This is a genomic window from Mycobacterium sp. MOTT36Y, assembly GCF_000262165.1.
In the GTDB taxonomy this organism is placed as follows: domain Bacteria; phylum Actinomycetota; class Actinomycetes; order Mycobacteriales; family Mycobacteriaceae; genus Mycobacterium; species Mycobacterium intracellulare.
On sequence record NC_017904.1, the window covers coordinates 865,091 to 884,261 of the forward strand.

General features: G+C 69.0%; 16 protein-coding genes. 8 read left to right on the forward strand and 8 right to left on the reverse strand.

Translation table 11 applies throughout. The annotated features are described in order from the left end of the window. The first annotated feature begins 3 nt into the window (after positions 1-3). The gene (locus W7S_RS04375) at positions 4-1,692 is read left to right on the forward strand and encodes an FAD-dependent oxidoreductase (protein WP_008253887.1); all 1,689 of its coding nucleotides are present in this window, start codon (positions 4-6) and stop codon (positions 1,690-1,692) included. Here W7S_RS04375 and W7S_RS04380 read toward each other — a convergent pair. After that, on the reverse strand, positions 1,689-2,147 hold the full coding sequence (locus W7S_RS04380) for a VOC family protein (protein WP_008253889.1): 459 nt from the start codon (positions 2,145-2,147) through the stop codon (positions 1,689-1,691). The two genes, W7S_RS04375 and W7S_RS04380, sit on opposite strands and share 4 nt — an antisense overlap. 133 nt (positions 2,148-2,280) lie before the next feature. After that, positions 2,281-3,402 (reverse strand): citrate synthase 2, encoded by a 1,122-nt coding sequence (locus W7S_RS04385; protein ID WP_008253892.1) that lies wholly within the window; start codon positions 3,400-3,402, stop codon positions 2,281-2,283. A gap of 117 nt (positions 3,403-3,519) precedes the next feature. Here W7S_RS04385 and pdxH point away from each other — a divergent pair, with 117 nt between their 5' ends. The 3 genes from pdxH to W7S_RS04400 all read left to right on the forward strand — a co-directional run bounded on the left by pdxH (position 3,520) and on the right by W7S_RS04400 (position 6,645). Continuing rightward, positions 3,520-4,149, forward strand: a complete 630-nt coding sequence (gene pdxH / locus W7S_RS04390; RefSeq protein ID WP_008253893.1) for a pyridoxamine 5'-phosphate oxidase — start codon at positions 3,520-3,522, stop codon at positions 4,147-4,149. Between the two features lie 31 nt (positions 4,150-4,180). After that, complete coding sequence (locus W7S_RS04395; RefSeq protein WP_008253894.1) at positions 4,181-5,080, forward strand: amidohydrolase family protein; 900 nt, start codon at positions 4,181-4,183, stop codon at positions 5,078-5,080. A 269-nt stretch (positions 5,081-5,349) separates the two neighbouring features. Next, a complete protein-coding gene (locus tag W7S_RS04400) occupies positions 5,350-6,645 on the forward strand; it encodes a citrate synthase (protein WP_008253896.1) in 1,296 nt (431 codons plus the stop codon). A 43-nt stretch (positions 6,646-6,688) separates the two neighbouring features. Here the strand turns inward: W7S_RS04400 and W7S_RS04405 are convergent, their stop codons facing one another. The 6 genes from W7S_RS04405 to W7S_RS04430 form a co-directional block, all read right to left on the reverse strand. Then, a complete protein-coding gene (locus W7S_RS04405; RefSeq protein WP_008253897.1) occupies positions 6,689-8,260 on the reverse strand; it encodes an NAD(P)/FAD-dependent oxidoreductase in 1,572 nt (523 codons plus the stop codon). A gap of 26 nt (positions 8,261-8,286) precedes the next feature. Then, positions 8,287-8,550: a DUF2630 family protein gene (locus W7S_RS04410; RefSeq protein WP_008253898.1), complete on the reverse strand. Its 264-nt coding sequence runs from the start codon at positions 8,548-8,550 to the stop codon at positions 8,287-8,289. Positions 8,551-8,603: 53 nt separating this feature from the next. Then, a complete protein-coding gene (locus W7S_RS04415; RefSeq protein ID WP_008253899.1) occupies positions 8,604-9,941 on the reverse strand; it encodes a sensor histidine kinase KdpD in 1,338 nt (445 codons plus the stop codon). Positions 9,942-9,956: 15 nt separating this feature from the next. Then, positions 9,957-10,667, reverse strand: a complete 711-nt coding sequence (gene prrA, locus W7S_RS04420) for a two-component system response regulator PrrA (RefSeq protein ID WP_008253900.1) — start codon at positions 10,665-10,667, stop codon at positions 9,957-9,959. A gap of 131 nt (positions 10,668-10,798) precedes the next feature. Continuing rightward, positions 10,799-11,647, reverse strand: a complete 849-nt coding sequence (locus W7S_RS04425; protein WP_008253901.1) for an endonuclease domain-containing protein — start codon at positions 11,645-11,647, stop codon at positions 10,799-10,801. 110 nt (positions 11,648-11,757) lie between these two features. Continuing rightward, the gene (locus W7S_RS04430; protein ID WP_014381857.1) at positions 11,758-13,239 is read right to left on the reverse strand and encodes a carboxyl transferase domain-containing protein; all 1,482 of its coding nucleotides are present in this window, start codon (positions 13,237-13,239) and stop codon (positions 11,758-11,760) included. A gap of 27 nt (positions 13,240-13,266) precedes the next feature. Here W7S_RS04430 and W7S_RS04435 point away from each other — a divergent pair, with 27 nt between their 5' ends. From W7S_RS04435 to W7S_RS04450, 4 genes are read left to right on the forward strand one after another with little or no spacing between them, the layout of a single operon-like run. Then, positions 13,267-13,998, forward strand: coding sequence for an enoyl-CoA hydratase (locus W7S_RS04435; RefSeq protein ID WP_014381858.1), 732 nt, complete (start codon positions 13,267-13,269; stop codon positions 13,996-13,998). 6 nt (positions 13,999-14,004) lie between these two features. Then, on the forward strand, positions 14,005-15,114 hold the full coding sequence (locus tag W7S_RS04440; protein ID WP_009957318.1) for an MBL fold metallo-hydrolase: 1,110 nt from the start codon (positions 14,005-14,007) through the stop codon (positions 15,112-15,114). Between the two features lie 38 nt (positions 15,115-15,152). Continuing rightward, on the forward strand, positions 15,153-16,730 hold the full coding sequence (locus tag W7S_RS04445) for a serine hydrolase (RefSeq protein WP_014381859.1): 1,578 nt from the start codon (positions 15,153-15,155) through the stop codon (positions 16,728-16,730). After that, entirely contained in the window at positions 16,727-19,114 is a 2,388-nt protein-coding gene (locus W7S_RS04450) for a cation-translocating P-type ATPase (protein WP_014711030.1), read from the forward strand. Before W7S_RS04445 ends, W7S_RS04450 begins: the two co-directional genes overlap by 4 nt. The last annotated feature ends 57 nt before the right edge of the window (positions 19,115-19,171 follow it).

Here is a 19,171-nt window from a genome sequence, read left to right on the forward strand (position 1 = left end):
TTCATGCCGCACGTTATTACCCAGTCGTGCTGCAACGACGGGTCCTGTGTTTTCGCGTGTCCGGTGAATTGCATTCACCCCACGCCGGACGAGCCCGGCTTCGCCACCTCGGAGATGCTCTACATCGATCCGGCGGCCTGCGTGGACTGCGGCGCCTGCGTGAGCGCGTGCCCGGTCGGGGCCATCGCGCCCGACACCCGGTTGGACACCAAGCAGCTGCCCTTCGTCGAAATCAACGCGTCGTTCTACCCGAAACGGCCCGAGGGTGAGAAGCTTCCGCCGACGTCGAAGCTGGCGCCGGTCATCCCGGCCGCCGAAGTGCGGGCCCGCCGCCGGCCGCTGACCGTGGCCATCGTCGGATCGGGTCCGGCGGCGATGTATGCCGCCGACGAGCTACTCACCCAGCACGGCGTGCGCGTCAACGTCTTTGAGAAGTTGCCCACCCCGTACGGGTTGGTGCGGGCCGGGGTGGCGCCCGATCACCAGAACACCAAGCGGGTCACCCGCCTCTTCGAGCGGGTCGCCGGCCACGAGCGCTTCCGCTTCTATCTCAACGTCGAGATCGGCGAACACCTCAGCCATGACGACCTGCTGGCTCACCACCACGCCGTGCTGTACGCCGTGGGTGCGCCCGACGACCGTCGCCTGGACATCGAGGGCATGGGTTTGGCCGGCACCGGGACCGCGACCGAATTGGTGGCCTGGATCAACGGTCATCCCGACTTCGCCGACCTGCCAGTCGATCTCGGCCACGAGCGGGTGGTAATCATCGGCAACGGGAACGTCGCCCTCGACGTCGCCCGGGTGCTCACCGCGGACCCCGACGACCTGGCCCGCACCGACATCGCCGACCACGCCTTGGCGGCGCTGCGCGGCTCGGCGGTGCGTGAGGTGGTGATCGCCGCCCGGCGCGGCCCGGCCCAGTCGGCGTTCACGTTGCCCGAGCTGATCGGGCTCACGGGCAGCTCCGAGGTCGTCCTCAGCGCGGCCGACCACGAACTGGTCGCGGCCGACCTGGCGACGGCGTCGGATCCCTTGACGAAAAACAAGCTGGAAATCCTGAGCACGCTCGGCGACGATTCGGCGCCGGCGGCACGCCCGCGGATCAGGCTGGCATACCGGCTCACCCCGACCCGTGTGCTGGGGGAGCAGCGTGTCTCCGGTCTGGAGTTCTCGGTCACCGGCACCGATGAGGCGCGCCGCCTGAACACGGGCCTGGTGCTGACGTCGATCGGCTACCGCGGCAAGCAGATTCGTGGGCTTCCCTATGACGAATCGTCGGCCGTGGTGCCCAACGACGGCGGGCGCGTCGTCGATCCCGCCTCGCGCGCACCCGTGCCCGGCGCGTACGTCGCGGGCTGGATCAAGCGGGGACCGAGCGGGTTCATCGGGACCAACAAGTCGTGCTCGTTTGAGACCGTGCAGGCCCTGGTGGCCGATTTCAACGCCGGCAAGCTGACCGAACCGGCGGCCAAGCCCGAGGCGCTGGCCGCCCTGGTGCGCTCCCGTCGGCCCGAGGCCGTCGACGCCGCGGGATGGCGTGCCATCGACGCCGCCGAAATCGCGCGCGGCAGCGGTGACGGCCGGCCCCGCAACAAGTTCACCGACGTCGCCGCGATGCTCGCGGCCGCCGCGACCGCCGAGCCGGCGCCGCCACCGCGACGCCGGCTCTTGGACCGGCTGCTCGGCTAGCCGGCGCCCTGCCCGGACATCGCCGCGGTGATCTCTTCCATGCTGACCTCGCGGACCGGCTGCCCCAGCGACCAGTGGTGGCCGAATGGGTCGGCGACCACGCCGTAGCGGTCGCCCCAGAACTGGTCCTCCAACGGGGCCACCACGGTGGCACCGGCGTCCAGCGCCCGCTGGAAGCTGGCGTCGACGTCGGCGACGGTGAGGTGGATCGTCACCGGGGTGCCGCCCAGCGAGGTCGGTGTCATCGACTTGCCGCCACACACCTCCGGGAAGTCGTCGTTGAGCATCACCGTGAAGCCGTTGATGCGCAGCGCGGCGTGCACCAGTTTGCCGTCCGAACGCGGCACGCGCCCGATCTCCTCAGCCCCAAAAGCGTTGACGTAGAAGTCGATTGCCGCGGCGGCATCGTCGACCACGAGGTGGGGCGACAGTGCGGGTTCGATGTTGATCGCCATCCTGGTTCTCCTTGCTGTCGGTTCCGTCGCCTGCCCACCGCGGACAGGCTCACGACGTATGACTGCGTCGGCGACGCAAAGTCATCGCGCGACAGCAACCATTAGATCGCCGGGCACCGACAACCAGGAGGCCTCAGGCGTTGGTGAGGCTGCGGTCCCAACCCTCGACGGATTCCGGGCTGCGCGGGGCGGGGCCCACATAGATGGCCGACGGCCGGACCAGCTTGCCCAGCCGCTTCTGCTCGAGAATGTGGGCGCACCACCCGGCGGTGCGTCCGCAGGTGAACATCGCCGGCATCATGTTGGCCGGCACCCGGGCGAAGTCCAGGATGACCGCGGCCCAGAACTCGACGTTGGTCTCGATGGCCCGGTCCGGACGCCGCTCCCGCAGCTCGGCCAGCGCGGCCTGCTCCAGCGCCACGGCAACCTCGTGGCGCGGTGCGCCCAGCCGCTCGGCGGTGGCGCGCAGCACCCGCGCCCGCGGGTCCTCGGCGCGGTACACCCGGTGCCCGAATCCCATCAGCTTGTCGCCGCTGTCCAAGATCTTCTTCACCAGGCCGCGCGCGTCGCCGGTGCGCTCGACCTCTTCGATCATCGGCAGCACCCGCGCCGGCGCGCCCCCGTGCAGGGGACCGCTCATCGCGCCGATCGCCCCGGACAGCGCCGCCGCCACGTCGGCGCCGGTGGAGGCGATCACGCGCGCGGTGAACGTCGAGGCGTTCATCCCGTGCTCGGCGGCCGAAACCCAGTAGGCGTCAATCGCTTCGACGTGGCGCGGGTCCGGCTCGCCCTGCCAGCGCGTCATGAAACGGGCAGTGACCGTTTCGCATTCGTCGATCACCCGCTGCGGCACCGCGGGCTGATAGATGCCGCGCGCGGACTGGGCAACGTAGGACAGCGCCATGACGGACGCCCGGGCCAGCTGGTTGCGGGCGGTGGCGTCATCGGTGTCCAGCAGCGGCTTGTACCCCCAGATCGGGGCGAGCATCGCCAGGCCGGCCTGCACGTCGACGCGCACGTCGCCGGTGTGGATGGGCAGCGGGAACGGCTCGGCGGGCGGCAGCCCGTGGCCGAACTTGCCGTCGACCAGCAACGCCCAAACGTCGCCGAAGGTGACCTGCTGACCCACCAGGTCTTCGATATCGACACCGCGGTAGCGCAGCGCGCCGCCGTCTTTATCCGGCTCGGCGATTTCGGTGGTGAAGGCGACCACGCCTTCGAGGCCGGGGACAAAGTCTTCGGGGACCACAGTCATGCCGAAAATTCTCGCACCCCCCGCTCGGGCCGACGCTACCGGCCGGTAGCAAGCGCCGGTAGCGTTGACGCGATGGCACGACGGGACCCCGAGCCAGGAAAAGAACACCTGCAAAGAATGCGTGTGGAATACGGATCGGCGGAGAAGGACGGCAGTCCCGATCTCGACGCGGACTGGCTCGGCGATGGTTGGGTTTCGTTGTTGCGCAAATGGATCGACGACGCCGAGCGATCGGGTGTCGCCGAGCCCAACGCGATGGTGCTGGCCACCGTCACCGCCGACGGGCGGCCGGCGAGCCGATCGGTGCTGTGCAAGGGCGTCGACGAGACCGGGATCACCTTTTTCACCAACTATGACTCGGCCAAGGGCGACGATCTGGCCGCGACGCCGTACGCCGCGGTCACGTTTCCCTGGTACCAGCTCGGCCGCCAGGTCCACGTCCGCGGCCCGGTGAGCAAGGTCACTGCGGAGGCGACCCAGGAGTACTGGTCGAAACGGCCGCGCGGATCACAGCTGGGCGCCTGGGCCTCGCACCAGTCGCAACCGATCGCCTCGCGGGCGGCCCTGCTGGGCCAGCTGGAGGAGGTGACCGCGCGCTTCGCGGACCGCGAGCAGGTTCCGGTGCCGCCGGGCTGGGGCGGCTATCTCATCGCGCCCGAGGTGGTCGAGTTCTGGCAGGGACGGGAAAACCGGTTGCATAACCGTATCCGGGTCAGCGGCGATCGCATCGAGCGCCTCCAGCCGTAGCGCGCCCGCGCGGGGGCTAACTTGGCTGGCGATGGACGAAACGGATTCGGTACGTCGGATCTGGACGGCGCTCGGGCTGCCCGGCATCGTCGACGTGCACACGCACTTCATGCCCAAATCCGTGATGGACAAGGTGTGGCGGTACTTCGATGACGCCGGCCCGCTGGTGGGACGGCATTGGCCGATCGCCTACCGCAGCGACGAACAACAGCGACTGCGAACCCTCCGTGGCTTTGGGGTCCGGGCGTTCACGGCGCTGATCTATCCGCACAAGCCGCACATGGCGGCCTGGTTGAACCAGTGGGGCCGATCGTTCGCGGCGACGACGCCCGATTGCCTGCACACCGCGACGCTGTACCCCGAACCCGGCGTCGAGGACTACGTCGGTCAGGCCATCGCGTCCGGCGCCCGCGTATTCAAGGCCCACATTCAGGTCGGCCGCTACAGCCCCACCGACCCGCTGCTCGATGGCGCCTGGGGCGTCATCGAAGACGCCGCGATCCCCGTCATCATCCACTGCGGCTCGGGTCCCGTCCCCGGCGAACACACCGGCGTCGGGCCCGTCGCGGCACTGCTCGCCCGCCATCCGCACCTGCGGTTGATCATCGCCCACCTGGGCATGCCCGAGTACACGGACTTCCTCGACCTGGCAGAGCGCTACGACGACGTGCGGCTCGACACCACGATGGCGTTCACCCCGTTCGTCGAGGAGGCCATGCCCTTCCCGCCCGCCGAGTACGGACGCCTCCGTGATCTCGCCGACCGCATACTTTTCGGGAGCGACTTTCCCAACATCCCGTACGGCTACGTCGACGCGGTCGAGGTCCTCACCCGGCTGCCCGGTATCGACGATGTGTGGCTGCGAAAGGTGTTACACGACAACGCCGCTCACGTCTTCGGGTTGGCCGGACCGATGTCCACGGCGGGGTGATGGGCGCCGCTTTCCGGGACAACGGCGGTGCGCCGTACCTGTTGTGGTCCGCGCCACGGCGGATCCGCGCGCCACGCGTCGCCGACCGCCGGGCGCGCAGTGGCGAAAGTCACGAACCGGCGGGATCGTCACCGCGCTACCTGATGAAAGCTTAAGGAAGGTTCCCAGACCCGACCCCGGACGGGCGCCTCGTCGCGATAACGACTACCTTCAGCTGTAAGCACCAAGTCAGGGGCAGCCATATCAGCCGGAAGCACGAAGGGGTTCTCGTGGCCGACACCGACGACACCGCCACTCTGAAGTACCCGGGCGGTGAGACCGACCTGGAGATCGTCAGCGCCACCGAAGGCGCCGACGGCATCGCGCTGGGCTCGCTGTTGTCCAAGACCGGCTACACCACGTTCGACAACGGCTTCGTCAACACCGCGTCGTGCAAGAGCTCCATCACCTACATCGACGGCGACGCCGGAATCCTGCGTTACCGCGGCTACCCGATCGAGCAACTGGCCGAGAAGTCGACCTTCATCGAGGTGAGCTACCTCCTGATCTACGGTGAGCTGCCCAGCAAGGAGCAGCTGGCCGAGTTCACCAAGCGGATTCAGCTGCACACCATGCTGCACGAGGACCTGAAGCGGTTCTTCGACGGATTTCCGCGCAACGCCCACCCGATGCCGGTGCTGTCCAGCGCGGTCAACGCGCTCTCGGCGTACTACCCGGATTCCCTCGACCCGACCGACAACGAGCAGGTCGAGTTGTCCACCATCCGGCTGTTGGCCAAGCTGCCGACCATCGCCGCCTACGCATACAAGAAGTCGGTCGGTCAGCCGTTCCTCTACCCGGACAACTCGCTGACCCTGGTGGAGAACTTCCTGCGCATGACGTTCGGCCTACCGGCCGAGCCGTACCAGGCGGACCCCGAGATCATCCGGGCGCTGGACATGCTGCTCATCCTGCACGCCGACCACGAACAGAACTGCTCGACGTCGACGGTGCGGCTGGTCGGGTCGTCGCAGGCGAACCTGTTCACCTCCGTTTCCGGTGGGATCAACGCGCTGTGGGGCCCGCTGCACGGCGGCGCCAACCAGGCGGTCCTCGAGATGCTCGAGCAGATTCGCGAAAGCGACGACAACGTCAGTGAATTCGTCCGCAAGGTGAAGAACCGCGAGGCCGGCGTCAAGCTGATGGGCTTCGGCCACCGCGTCTACAAGAACTACGACCCGCGGGCCCGCATCGTCAAGGAGCAGGCGGACAAGATCCTGGCCAAGCTCGGCGGCGACGACGACCTGCTCAGCATCGCCAAGGAGCTCGAAGAGGCGGCGCTGACCGACGACTACTTCGTCGAACGCAAGCTGTACCCCAACGTCGACTTCTACACCGGCCTGATCTACCGCGCCCTCGGGTTCCCGACCCGGATGTTCACCGTGCTGTTCGCGCTGGGCCGGATGCCCGGCTGGATCGCGCACTGGCGTGAGATGCACGACGAGGGCGACAGCAAGATCGGCCGTCCGCGCCAGATCTACACCGGCTACACCGAGCGCGACTACGCGACGATCGACGCGCGCTAGTTTCCTGCCGAGCAGACGCAGAATCGCCTGCGGGCGGCGGGATTTACGCGATTCTCTGCCTGGTCGCGAGGGAGGCGAGCACTGCCATCGCCGCGTTGTGCCCGCCGATGCCCGACACCGCCCCACCGCGGCGAGCGCCCGAGCCGCACAACATGATTCGTTCGTGAGCGGTGGCCACGCCCCACTGCCTCGCCGGGGTGTCCAGCGGATCGTCGTCATCGGCGAACGGCCACGACAGCCCGCCGTGGAAAATGTTGCCGCCGCTCATGCCGAGGGTGCGCTCGAGATCTGATGTGGTCGTCGTCTCGATGCACGGGCGCCCCTGCGCATCGTGCAGCAGCAGTTCTTGAATCGGTTCGGCCAGAACAGCATTCAGCGATCCCAGCACCTTGTCGGTGAGCCGATCGCGCAGCGCGTCCGGGTCGGCGTCGCCGAACAGCGCGTGCGGGGTGTGCAGGCCGAACACCGTCATCGTCTGGGCGCCCGAGCGGCGCTGGTCATCGGACAGGATGCTGGGATCGGTCAGGGAGTGGCAATACGCTTCGCACGGCAGGGGATTCGGCGGTTGCCCCGCGGCCGCCTGGGTATAGGCCGTATCCAGTTGCGTCCAGGTCTCGTTGACGTGGAACGTGCCGGCGAAGGCCTGGTCGGGTGTGACGCCCCGGTCGCGTAGGCGGGGCAGGCGCCGCAGCACCATGTTCACCTTGACCTGCGCGCCGCCGTCCGCCGGTGGCGGTTCGTCGCCGAGCAGCCCGGCCAGCACGGTGGGCGTGACGCCGGCGAGGACGAACCGGGCCCGGACCCGGCGCTCATGGCCGCCGCTGCGATAGCGCACTTCGCCGCTCGGGTCGAGCGCGTAAACCTCTGCGCCGCTGATAATTTCGGCACCGTGGCCGACGGCGGCCGCGGCCAGGGCGGTGGTCAGCGCGCCCATCCCGCCGATCGGGACGTCCCAGTCCCCGGTGCCGCCGCCGAGCACGTGGTACAGGAAGCAGACGTTCTGCGTCAACGACTCATCGTCGAGGCGCGCGAAGGTGCCGATGAGGGCGTCCGTGGCCATCACCCCGCGAACCAGGTCGTTGCCCACCGCGTCGGTGATGGCCTCGCCGACCGGTTCCTCGATCAGGGCTTCCCAGGCGGCCGCCGCGCGGCGGTCGTTGCTTTCCAGTACGTGGCGGCGGGCCTGCTCGCGGCTGCGCAGCGGTTCGAGCAGCGTCGGCCACAGCCGCTCGGTCACCAGCCGGCAGCGCTGGTAGAAGTCCGCGAAGCCCTGGGCGTCGTCGGCCGCGCCGATGGCGGCGAAGGTGTTACCGGGCGCCCCGATCAGCAGCCCGCTGCGGCCGCCGGTGGCGGGGTCGGGCGTGTACGACGAATAGGGACGCCGGGCCAGCCGAATCCCGGCGCCCAGGTCCTCGACGATGCGGCTCGGTAGCAGGCTGACCAGATAGGAGTAGCGCGACAGCCGGACGCCGACCCCGTCGAAGGGTTGCGCCGAGATCGCGGCCCCGCCGGTCTGTTCCAGCCGTTCCAGCAGGCGCACCCGCAGGCCGGCCCGCGCGAGGTAGGCCGCCGCGACGAGGCCGTTGTGCCCGCCCCCGACGACGGCGACGTCCACCGCGTCGTCGGCGTCCGCGTGGCCGCTCAGCTCAGGTAGCCCTCGACCTCGTCGGGCGGCCGCACCTCCGCCTCGCGCGGGTCGCCGCCGCTCTCGCGGAGCGCCCGGCGCTGCCGCAGCAGATCCCAGCACTGGTCGAGTTCGATCTCCATGCGCCGAAGGCGGTCATGTTCCTCCGACGTGTCGATGTCACCGCGCTGCAGTTGGGCCCGCAGCGCTTTTTCTTCGGCGACCAGTTCGCGGATGTGTGCCAGGGTGTCGTTGTCGGTGGGTTTGCTGCCGTTGGCCATCGCTCCAGTCTGCCCGACTCGGGAGGGGGCGGATAGCCGCCGACGGCCCGCGGCTAACTGGGTCCGGGTAGTCGCAGCACCAGCCGCGCACCGCCCAGCGGGCTGCTTTCCAGCTCGGCAGTCCCGCCGTGCAGCTCGGCCTGCTGGGCTACCAAGGCCAATCCCAGGCCCGACCCGGAATGCGAGGCCGTCGATCCGCGGGAGAACCGCGCGAACACCACCTGGCGCTCGTCCTCCGGGACGCCGCGCCCGTTGTCGTCGATGGCGATCTCCACGCCGGCGCGGGAGCTGACCGCCGACAGCTCGACGCGGGTGGCGCCGCCATGCTTGACGGCATTGGCGATCGCGTTGTCGACCGCGAGGCGCAAGCCGGCCGGCAGCCCGACGATGATGCAGGTGGGCGAGGGCACCAGTGAGACGTCGACCCCGGGGTAGACGCGGGTGGCGTCGTGGGCGGCGCGGTCGAGCAGCTCGGTGATGTCGACCGGCACGTGATCGTCGGACGTCGACAGCTCGCCCTGGGCCAGGCGCTCGAGGGCGGTCAGCGTGGCCTCGATGCGCGACTGCGTGCGGATGACGTCGCCCAGCACCTCTTTGCGTTGTTCGTCCGGCATGTCCAGGGTGGAGAGCACTTCGAGGTTGGTGCGCATCGCGGTCAGGGGGGTGCGCAGCTCGTGCGAGGACACGGCGGCGAAGTCGCGCGCAGACGCGAGCGCATCCTTGGTCCGGTCCTGCTCGGTCCAGATGCGCTGCAGCATGCCCCGCATGGCCTCGGCGATCTCGACCGCCTCGGTGGCACCGCGCACCGCCACTTGCGGCCGTTCGTCGGCGTCGATCGAACGGGCTTGCTGGGCCAGGCGTTTGAACGGCCGCACCGCGAAAGCCGCCAGGAGCCAAGCGAACACCGCCGCCGCGCCGATCGACAGCGCACAGATCAGGATCACCCGGCGATGCAGGTTGTTGGTCTGGGCGATCGTGTCGTAGTACGTCGCGCCCACTGCCACCGTCGCCGGCTGCGGCGTGGCGACCTCCAAGGTTCGGACGCGATAGCGCACCCCGTTGATGTAGGTGTCTGCATACCCCACCTCCAGCGGCGGCAGTGTGACGTCCGAGTTGGACTTGACCTGGCCGTCGCGCCGGACGGTGATCACGGTGTCCTGGTCGTGGGGTGCGCGCGGGATGTCGTCGAGGCCCCGGGGCAGGAAGGGGATGGCGAAACCGGCCGCCTCGTCCAGGCGGCGGTCCAGCCGCTCCTTCCAGGCGCTGGTGATGCCGAACCACACGACCGCCCCCGCGATCACCACCACGATCGCGGTGCCGATCGCCGTCGCGACCGCGACCCGGGCCCGTAGCGACGGCGTACGGGTCAGGATCCGGGACAGGAAGTTCATGGCCGCTCGACCGGGTTACTGCATGCGCAGCACGAATCCCACTCCGCGCACGGTGTGCAGCAGCCGGGGCCCGCCGTGGGCCTCGAGCTTGCGGCGCAGGTATCCGATGAAGACGTCGACGACGTTGGTGTCGGCGGCAAAGTCATAGCCCCATACCAGCTCGAGTAGCTGCGCACGGGACAGGACCGCGGTCTTGTGTTCGGCCAGCACCGCCAGCAGGTCGAATTCCCGCTTGGTCAGGTCGACGTCGACGCCGTTGACGCGAGCCCGCCGGCCGGGGATGTCGACTTCCAGCGGTCCCACCGTGATGGTCTCCGACGAGGAGGTGGCGGTGGCGCCGCGGCGGCGCAGCAGCGCTTTGACCCGCGCGACCAGCTCGGCCAGCACGAACGGTTTGACCAGGTAATCGTCGGCGCCGGCCTCCAGGCCCGCCACCCGGTCGTCGACCGAGCTGCGGGCGGAGAGCACGCAGACCGGGACGTCGTTGTCCATGGCGCGCAGCGCGGTGACGACGCTGACCCCGTCCAGCACCGGCATGTTGATGTCGAGCACGATCGCGTCCGGCCGCGTTTCGGTGGCGCTGCGCAACGCCTCGGCGCCGTCGACCGCGGTCGACACCTCGAACCCGGACAGGCGCAGGCCACGTTCCAGCGACGCGAGCACATCGGAGTCGTCGTCGACGACCAAGACCCGAGGTGAGCTAGCTCCTGTGTCCATGCCGCCCATCTTGCCTGATTGCCGCCTATGGATGCGGGAGGCACCACCGTCGCGGGGCTAGGCGCGCTTCGCCTCGGCCGGTCCGCGTCACGGCCAGACATAAACCAGGCACGCGCGCGTCGGCGATTCTGGTGTCTGAGTTACGTGTCGCGGTATCCGCGGCGGTGCAGCGCCTCGCGAATTTTTCCGATAACGGCTTCTGGTCGGTCCTCGACAATGACCCTGATAACGATCCACCCGCAATCCTGCAACGCGCTGAGTCGCCGGAGATCCCGCACATATTGGCGCCGCATGGTGCGGTGTTGGTCCCCGTCGTATTCGACCGCTACCTTGAACCGCTCCCAGCCCATGTCGAGCAGTGCCACGGTCCGGTAATGCATGACCACCGGTATCTGAGTCTCGGGAGTGGGCAGCCCCGCGTTGACGATCAGCAAGCGCAGCCAGGTTTCCTTGGGCGATGCCGCGCCTGGATCGACCAAGGGAAGTGCCTCCCGTAGCCGCCGAAGGCCGCGAGCACGCGGGTGTCCCTTGGTCACCAGCAAAACATCCTCGACGGAAAAGGGCGTGGCGCGCATCAGCGCGTCGAGGCGGGCCACCGCTTCTCCGGTGGGGAGACGACAGCTCAAGTCAAATGCCGTCCGCGCAACCGTGGTCACCGGAAGCCCTGCGACACACGTGATTTCATTGTCTCGCAACCGCTGATTGCGGGTCACTATGCCCATAGGGGCGTGTTGATTACTCCAGATCAATTCGACCGGTTCGTCCTCGTCGATCCAATTCGCGCCGTGCAGCGCCGCCGCGGCCAGCCCAGCGAGCACACCGCGTCGCCGCGTCCATAGCCACGCCGCTTCCGACCGCATTCGGAGCGAGGGCGCCACGTGACGCGCCAGGTAGATGTCGGGATAGATCGCGCGAAACTCGGTCCTCAGCTGATACCGGGTCAGTTTGCGCTGTCGCAGGGCCTCGCTGCCGACGATGGGTCCGTCCATGCGCGTAAGACGCGACGTGTCGCTGTTGGGTTGGCCAGACATAAACCACGCACGCGCGCGTCGGCGATTCTTGTGTCTGAGTTACGTGTCGCGGCGAAGGCGCCAGCGTTTCAGGGCAGACCGATGTTGCGGTAGCGCTGCAGCCGGGCGGCCAGCCGCTCGGAGGCGGGTATCCCGCGCAACGCCTGCACCTCGGCGGCGATGGCGCGTGAGAGTCGCCGCGAGAACTCGACGGGCTCGTCGGCGGCATCGGGATGTTCCGCGACGACGACGTCGACGATCCCGGACGCCAACAGGTCGGTCGACCGGATGCCTTGTGCGGCGGCAAGTTCGGCGGCGTGATCGGTGTCGCGGAAGACGATCGCGCTCGCGCCTTCCGGCGGTAGCGGCGCCAGCCAGCCGTGCAGCGCGGCCAACACCCGATCGGCCGGCACCATCGCCAGCGCCGGCCCGCCGCTGCCCTGGCCCAGCAGCACGGAGACCGTCGGGGTGTCCAGGGTCACCAGCTCGGCCAGGCACTGGGCGATCTGCCCGGCGAGCCCGCCCTGTTCGGCGTCGGCCGACAGCGCCGGTCCCGCCGTGTCGATCACCAGCACCAGCGGCAGGCGCAACTCGGCGGCCAGCGCCATGCCGCGCCGGACCTCGCGCAACGACGCGGGGCCCACGGTGCTCGCCCGGCCGCCCGCTATCCGCCGCTGGCCGAGCACCACCACCGGCTGACCGGCGAATCGGGCCAGCGCCAGCAGCGTCGTCGCCGCCTCTCCCCGGCCGGTCCCCGACAACAGCACCTGGTCGGTTGCGCCGTGCCGCAACAGAAGTCCGACGCCCGGCCGGTCCGGACGCCGCGATGCCACCACCGAATCCCACGCCGCGACGTCGGGTGTCGGTTCGGGTGGTGGCGGCGTGGGCAGCGGCCCGGGCGGGTCGGCGATGACGGTCATCGCTCGGTCCAGCGTCGGGCGCAGCTCGTCGAGCGGGATGACGTCGTCGATCACGCCGTGCCGCTGCAGGTTCTCCGCGGTCTGCACGCCCTCGGGGAACGGTTCGCCGTAGAGCAGCTGGTACACGCGAGGTCCGAGGAAGCCGATCAACGCGCCCGGTTCGGCGAGCGTGACGTGGCCCAGCGAGCCCCACGACGCGAAGACCCCACCGGTGGTCGGATTGCGCAGATAGACCAGGTAGGGCAGGTGAGCCCGGGTGTGCAGCCGGACGGCCGCGGCGATCTTCACCATCTGCAGGAACGCGACCGTGCCCTCTTGCATGCGGGTGCCGCCGGAGCTCGGCGAGGCCAGTAGCGGCAGCCCCTCGGCGGTCGCCCGCTGCACCGCCGCGGTGATCCGTTCGGCGGCGGCCACCCCGATCGAGCCACCCAGAAAGCCGAATTCGCAGACCACCACCGCGACCCGGCGCCCGAAGATGCGCCCTTCGCCGGTCAGCACGGATTCGTCCAGGCCCGTCGCGGCGCGGGCATTGGCCAGCTCTCGCGCATAGGCGGCGCTGGCCGGCACGGCGAGCGGCTCGCTGTCCCAGCGGATGAAGGAATTCTCGTCCAGGACCGCGTCGCGTAGTTGACCAGCCGTGATACGACTCACGTGACGAGGCTATATAGGGTGGCTGCCATGATCGGTGTCAGCCAGGCCGAAGCGGTTTTGACCATCGAGTTGCAGCGCCCCGAGCGCCGCAACGCCTTGAACTCCCAGCTCGTCGAGGAGCTGCGCGAGGCCGTGCTGAAGGCGGGCGACGGCTCCACCCGGGCGATCGTGCTGACCGGGCAGGGCACGGTGTTTTGCGCCGGCGCGGACCTGAGCGGTGACGCATTCGCCGCCGACTATCCCGACCGCCTCATCGAGCTGCACAGGGTCTTGGACGCCACCCTCATCCCGGTGATCGGCGCCATCAACGGCCCCGCCATCGGCGCGGGCCTGCAGCTGGCCATGCAATGCGATCTCCGGGTCGTCGCGCCGGACGCCTTCTTCCAATTCCCCACATCGAAATACGGTCTGGCCCTTGACAACTGGAGCATCCGGCGCCTGGCTTCACTGGTCGGTCACGGCCGGGCCCGCGCGATGCTGCTGGCCGCCGAAAAGCTGACGGCCGACGTGGCCCTGCAGACCGGGATGGCCAACCGCATCGGGACGCTGTCCGACGCCCAGGCCTGGGCCGCCGAGATCGCCGGCCTGGCCCCGTTGGCGATCCAGCACGCCAAGCGGGTGCTCAACGACGACGGCGCCATCGAGGAGGCCGACCCGGTGCACAAGGAGCTTTTCGACAAGGCGTGGGGCAGCCAGGACGTCATCGAGGCCCAGGTCGCGCGTATCGAGAAGCGGCCACCGAAGTTCCAGGGGGCCTGACGAGCCATGCGGGGGACGCTACGGCTGATCGCCGGCACGGCGTCGCTGGCGGGCGGGGGTTGGCTGCTGCGCGCGCTGCACGGCGCGCCGGACGCCCTCGGCGCCCACCCCGCATCGATCGCCGCGGCGACCGCGGGGTCCCCGAACTGTCGCGACGGCGTCTTCGTCAACCTCGAGCCCGCCTCGGAAACCAAGATGGACCGCGAGCAACTGCGGCTCATCGCGTGGGAGCTGGTGGGCAACCGGGGTGGAAGCCGGCCGCGCGGGCCGATCCCGCTGACGGCCCCCGGGGTCTTCCGCGCGGATCCGAGCGGGCTGGCCGTCAGCTGGTTCGGCCACTCCACGGCGCTGGTGGAAATCGACGGCTACCGGGTGCTCACCGATCCGGTGTGGAGCGACCGGTGTTCGCCGTCGGACGTCGTCGGGCCGCAGCGGCTGCACCCGCCGCCGATTCAACTCGAGGGGTTGCCCGCCGTCGACGCGGTGGTGATCAGCCACGATCACTACGACCACCTCGACATCGACACGATTCGGGCGTTGGCCCGCACGCAGCGGTCCCCGTTCTTCGTTCCGCTCGGTGTCGGCGCCCACCTTCGCAGGTGGGGGATACCCGAGCACCGCATCGTCGAGCTCGATTGGCACCAGAGCGCGACGGTCGACGAGCTCACCGTGGTGTGCGTGCCGGCGCGGCATTTTTCGGGGCGCTTCCTGGATCGCAACACGACGCTGTGGGCGTCGTGGGTCTTTCGCGGGCCGACCCATCGCGCGTACTTCGGCGGCGACACCGGGTACACGAAGAGCTTCGCCCAGATCGGCGCCGACCACGGACCGTTCGACCTGACCCTGCTGCCCATCGGGGCCTACAACACGGCGTGGCCCGACGTGCACATGAACCCCGAGGAGGCGCTGCGGGCGCACCTGGACGTCACCGACGGGGGGCTGTTGGTGCCGATCCACTGGGGCACCTTCCGGTTGGCCCCGCACCCGTGGGCCGAGCCGGTCGAGCGGCTGCTCGCCGCCGCGGAGCCCGAGCAGGTGAACGTGGCGGTTCCGGTGCCGGGCCAGCGCATTGATCTCGCGGCCCCGGTGAAATCGAACCCGTGGTGGCAGCTCTGATTCCGGAGTCCGGCAACCCCACCGCGTTAGAGTGCGCCATGACCAAACGCGCGGTCGCTGCCATCTCGGTGCTGCTCGGATTGACGGGATGCGGCTCCGCGCAGCCGACCGCCGGGGCCCCGTCCACACTGTCTGACGTCGCGCCCAACCAAGTGGCCGGCGTGGCGATTCCTGCCGGCCGCATCGACGATGCCGTCGCCAAGATCGACGGCCTGGTCGGCGACCTGATGAAGAACACCGGCGTGCCGGGAATGGCGGTCGCCGTCGTCCACGGCGGGAAAGTGTTGTACGCCAAGGGTTTCGGTGTCAAGGATGTGAGCAAGGGCGAGGGGCAAGGAAACAAGGTGGACGCCGACACCGTCTTCCAGCTGGCTTCGGTGTCCAAATCGGTTGGCGCGACGGTGATCGCGCACGAGGTCAGCGATCACGTCGTCACCTGGGACACCCCAGTGGCCGCCAAGTTGCCCTGGTTCACGCTCGGCGATCCCTATGTCAGTAGCCATGTGACCGTCGCCGACGTGTATTCGCATCGCTCCGGGCTGCCCGATCACGCGGGCGACAAACTCGAAGACCTGGGCTACGACCGTCGTCAGACCCTCGAGCGACTCAGGTATCTGCCGCTGGCACCCTTCCGGATCAGCTACGCCTACACCAACTATGGGATCACCGCCGGCGCGGAGGCCGTGGCGGCCGCGGCCGGCAAGTCATGGGAGGACCTGTCCGACGAGGCGCTCTACCGCCCGCTAAAAATGACGTCGACGAGCTCACGCTTCGCCGACTTCCTCGCCCGGCCCAATCACGCGGTCAACCACGTCAAGGTCGCCGGCAAGTGGGAGGCCCGCTTCCAGCGTGATCCCGATCCCCAGTCACCCGCGGGCGGCCTCAGCTCATCGGTCAACGACATGGCCCGTTGGCTGATGATGTTGCTGGGCAACGGGACTCACGACGGGCGGCGGATCGCCGCGCCGGAAGACCTGTTGCCGGCCATCAGTCCGCAGACGGTGTCGACACCCGCGACGACGCCCAAGGCGCGCACCGGGTTCTACGGATACGGTTTCAACGCGTCGGTCGATTCCTCGGGCCGCACCGAATACAGCCATTCCGGCGCTTTCGCTTTGGGGGCGGCGACGAACTTCGTGGTGATGCCCTCGGAAGACGTGGGCATCATCGCGCTGACCAACGGCGCGCCCTACGGCATCCCGGAAACCCTGACCGCCGAATTCATGGACCTCGTCCAATACGGCCAGATCCGCGAGGACTGGGGTCCCTTGTACCAGAAGGCGATCGGCTGGCTGAACAATCCGGTGGGCTCGCTGGTCGGCAAGCAGCCCCCGCCCAAACCCGCCCCGGCCAAGCCGCTTCGCGACTATGCAGGCGTGTACGCCAGCGACTACTGGGGCCCGGCCGTCGTGACCGAACGCGACGGCGCCCTGCACTTGGCGATGGGCCCGAAAAACCACACGGTCGCCCTCACCCATTGGGACGGCGACACCTTCACCTTCCCGCTGACCGACGAAAACGCCCCACCCGGAACGATTTCCAAAGCGGTCTTCTCCAACGACACCCTGAATCTGGAGTACTACGACACCGAGAAGCTGGGGACCTTCGCCCGATGAGCTCCTCACTGATCACCGGCCTGACCGACGCCGAGGTGGCGCAGCGGGTCGCCGACGGCCAGAGCAACGCCGTGCGGAAACGGGCGACGCGCAGCATCACCGATATCGTGCGGGCCAACGTGTTCACCCGGATCAACGCGATCCTGGGAGTGTTACTGCTGATCGTGCTGGCGACCGGCTCGCTGATCAACGGGATGTTCGGACTGTTGATCATCGCCAACAGCGTCGTCGGCATGGTCCAGGAAATCCGGGCCAAGCAGACGCTGGACAAGCTCGCGATCGTGGGTCAGGCGAAACCCGTGGTGCGCAGGCAATCCGGGACGCGTGCGGTCCCGCCCGAGGAGGTGGTGCTCGACGACATCATCGAGCTCGGGCCCGGCGATCAGGTCGTCGTCGACGGAGAGATCATCGAAGAGGCGAACCTGGAGGTCGACGAGTCACTGCTGACCGGTGAGGCCGACCCGATCGCCAAGGCCGTCGGCGACGCGGTGATGTCGGGCAGTTTCGTCGTTGCGGGCGCCGGCGCCTACCGGGCCACCAAGGTCGGCCCGGACGCCTACGCGGCCAAACTCGCCGAGGAAGCCAGCAAGTTCACGTTGGTGAAATCCGAACTGCGCAACGGCATCAACCGCATCCTGCAGTTCATCACCTACCTTCTGGTGCCGGCCGGCCTGCTGACGATCTACACCCAGCTGTTCACCACGCACGCGGGCTGGCAGGAGTCCGTGCTGCGGACGGTGGGCGCCCTGGTGCCGATGGTGCCCGAAGGGCTGGTGCTGCTGACGTCGGTCGCGTTCGCGGTCGGGGTGGTCCGGCTGGGCCAGCGCCGCTGCCTGGTGCAGGAGCTGCCCGCCATCGAGGGGCTCGCGCGGGTCGACGTGGTCTGCGCCGACAAGACGGGCACCCTGACCGAAAGCGGCATGCGGGTCGCCCGGGTGGACGAGCTCGACGAGGACGCGCACCGCGATCGGATCGGCGACGTGCTGGCGGCGTTGGCCGCCGCCGACCCGCGACCCAACGCGAGCGTGCGCGCGATCGCCGAGACCTATCACGAGTCGCCGGGCTGGACCGCCACGGCGACAGCACCTTTCAAGTCCGCCACCAAGTGGAGCGGGGTGTCCTTCGAAGGGCACGGCGACTGGGTGATGGGGGCGCCCGACGTGTTGCTCGAGCCGGCGTCGGCGGCGGCCGAACAGGCCGAGCGGATCGGGTCGCAGGGCTTGCGGGTCCTGCTGGTGGGCGCCGCCGACGTGGCCGTCGACCACCCCAGCGCACCGGGGGACGTCACCCCGGTCGCGCTGGTGGTGCTCGAACAGAAGGTCCGACCTGACGCCCACGAGACGCTGGAATACTTTGCCGATCAGGGTGTTTCGGTCAAGGTGTTGTCCGGGGACAACGCCGTTTCTGTCGGCGCCGTCGCCGACAAGCTCGGGTTGCGCGGCGAGACGATGGATGCGCGCCAACTCCCCTCGGACCCCGCGCAATTGGCCGACGCGCTGGACACCCACACCACCTTCGGCCGGGTGCGTCCCGATCAGAAGCGCGCCGTCGTACACGCCCTGCAATCGCGCGGGCACACGGTCGCGATGACCGGCGACGGCGTCAACGACGTCCTGGCCCTCAAGGACGCCGATATCGGCGTCGCGATGGGGGCCGGCAGCCCGGCTTCCCGTGCCGTCGCACAGATCGTCCTGCTGGACAACAGGTTTGCCACGCTACCGTACGTGGTCGGCGAGGGCCGACGCGTGATCGGCAACATCGAGCGGGTCGCCAACCTGTTCCTGACCAAGACGGTGTACTCGGTGCTGCTGGCGTTGTTGGTGGGCATCGAATGCCTGTTTTCCAAAGCGTTGAAAGCCGATCCGTTGCTGTATCCGTTCCAGCCGATCCACGTCACCATCGCGGCGTGGTTCACCATCGGAATACCGTCGTTCATCCTGTCCCTGGCGCCCAACATCGAGCGCGCCGAGCCCGGTTTCGTGCGCCGGGTGCTGAGCTCGGCGCTGCCGTCCGGGCTGATCGTCGGCACCGCGACCTTCGCGTCGTACCTGGCCGCCTACCCTGGCCGGCACGCCGGCTTCCAGCAACAGGATCAGGCGTCGACCGCGGCCCTGATCACCTTGCTCATGACGGCCCTGTGGGTGCTCGCGGTGGTCGCACGGCCCTACCAGTGGTGGCGGGTGGCGCTCGTAATCGTCTCGGGCCTGGCGTATGTGGTGATCTTCAGCCTCCCCCTGGCCCGCAAGCAGTTCCTGCTGGATCCGTCCAATGTCACGGTGACCGCGACCGCGCTGGGGATCGGTCTGCTGGGCGTAGCCGCGGTCGAGGCCATGTGGTGGATCCGCGCCAGGATGCTGGGCGTGCAGCCGCGGCTGTGGCGCTGAGCACAGCGAACTCGGCGCCGGCCGGTTTCACCGGGCAAGTACGATGCCGGAAAAAGG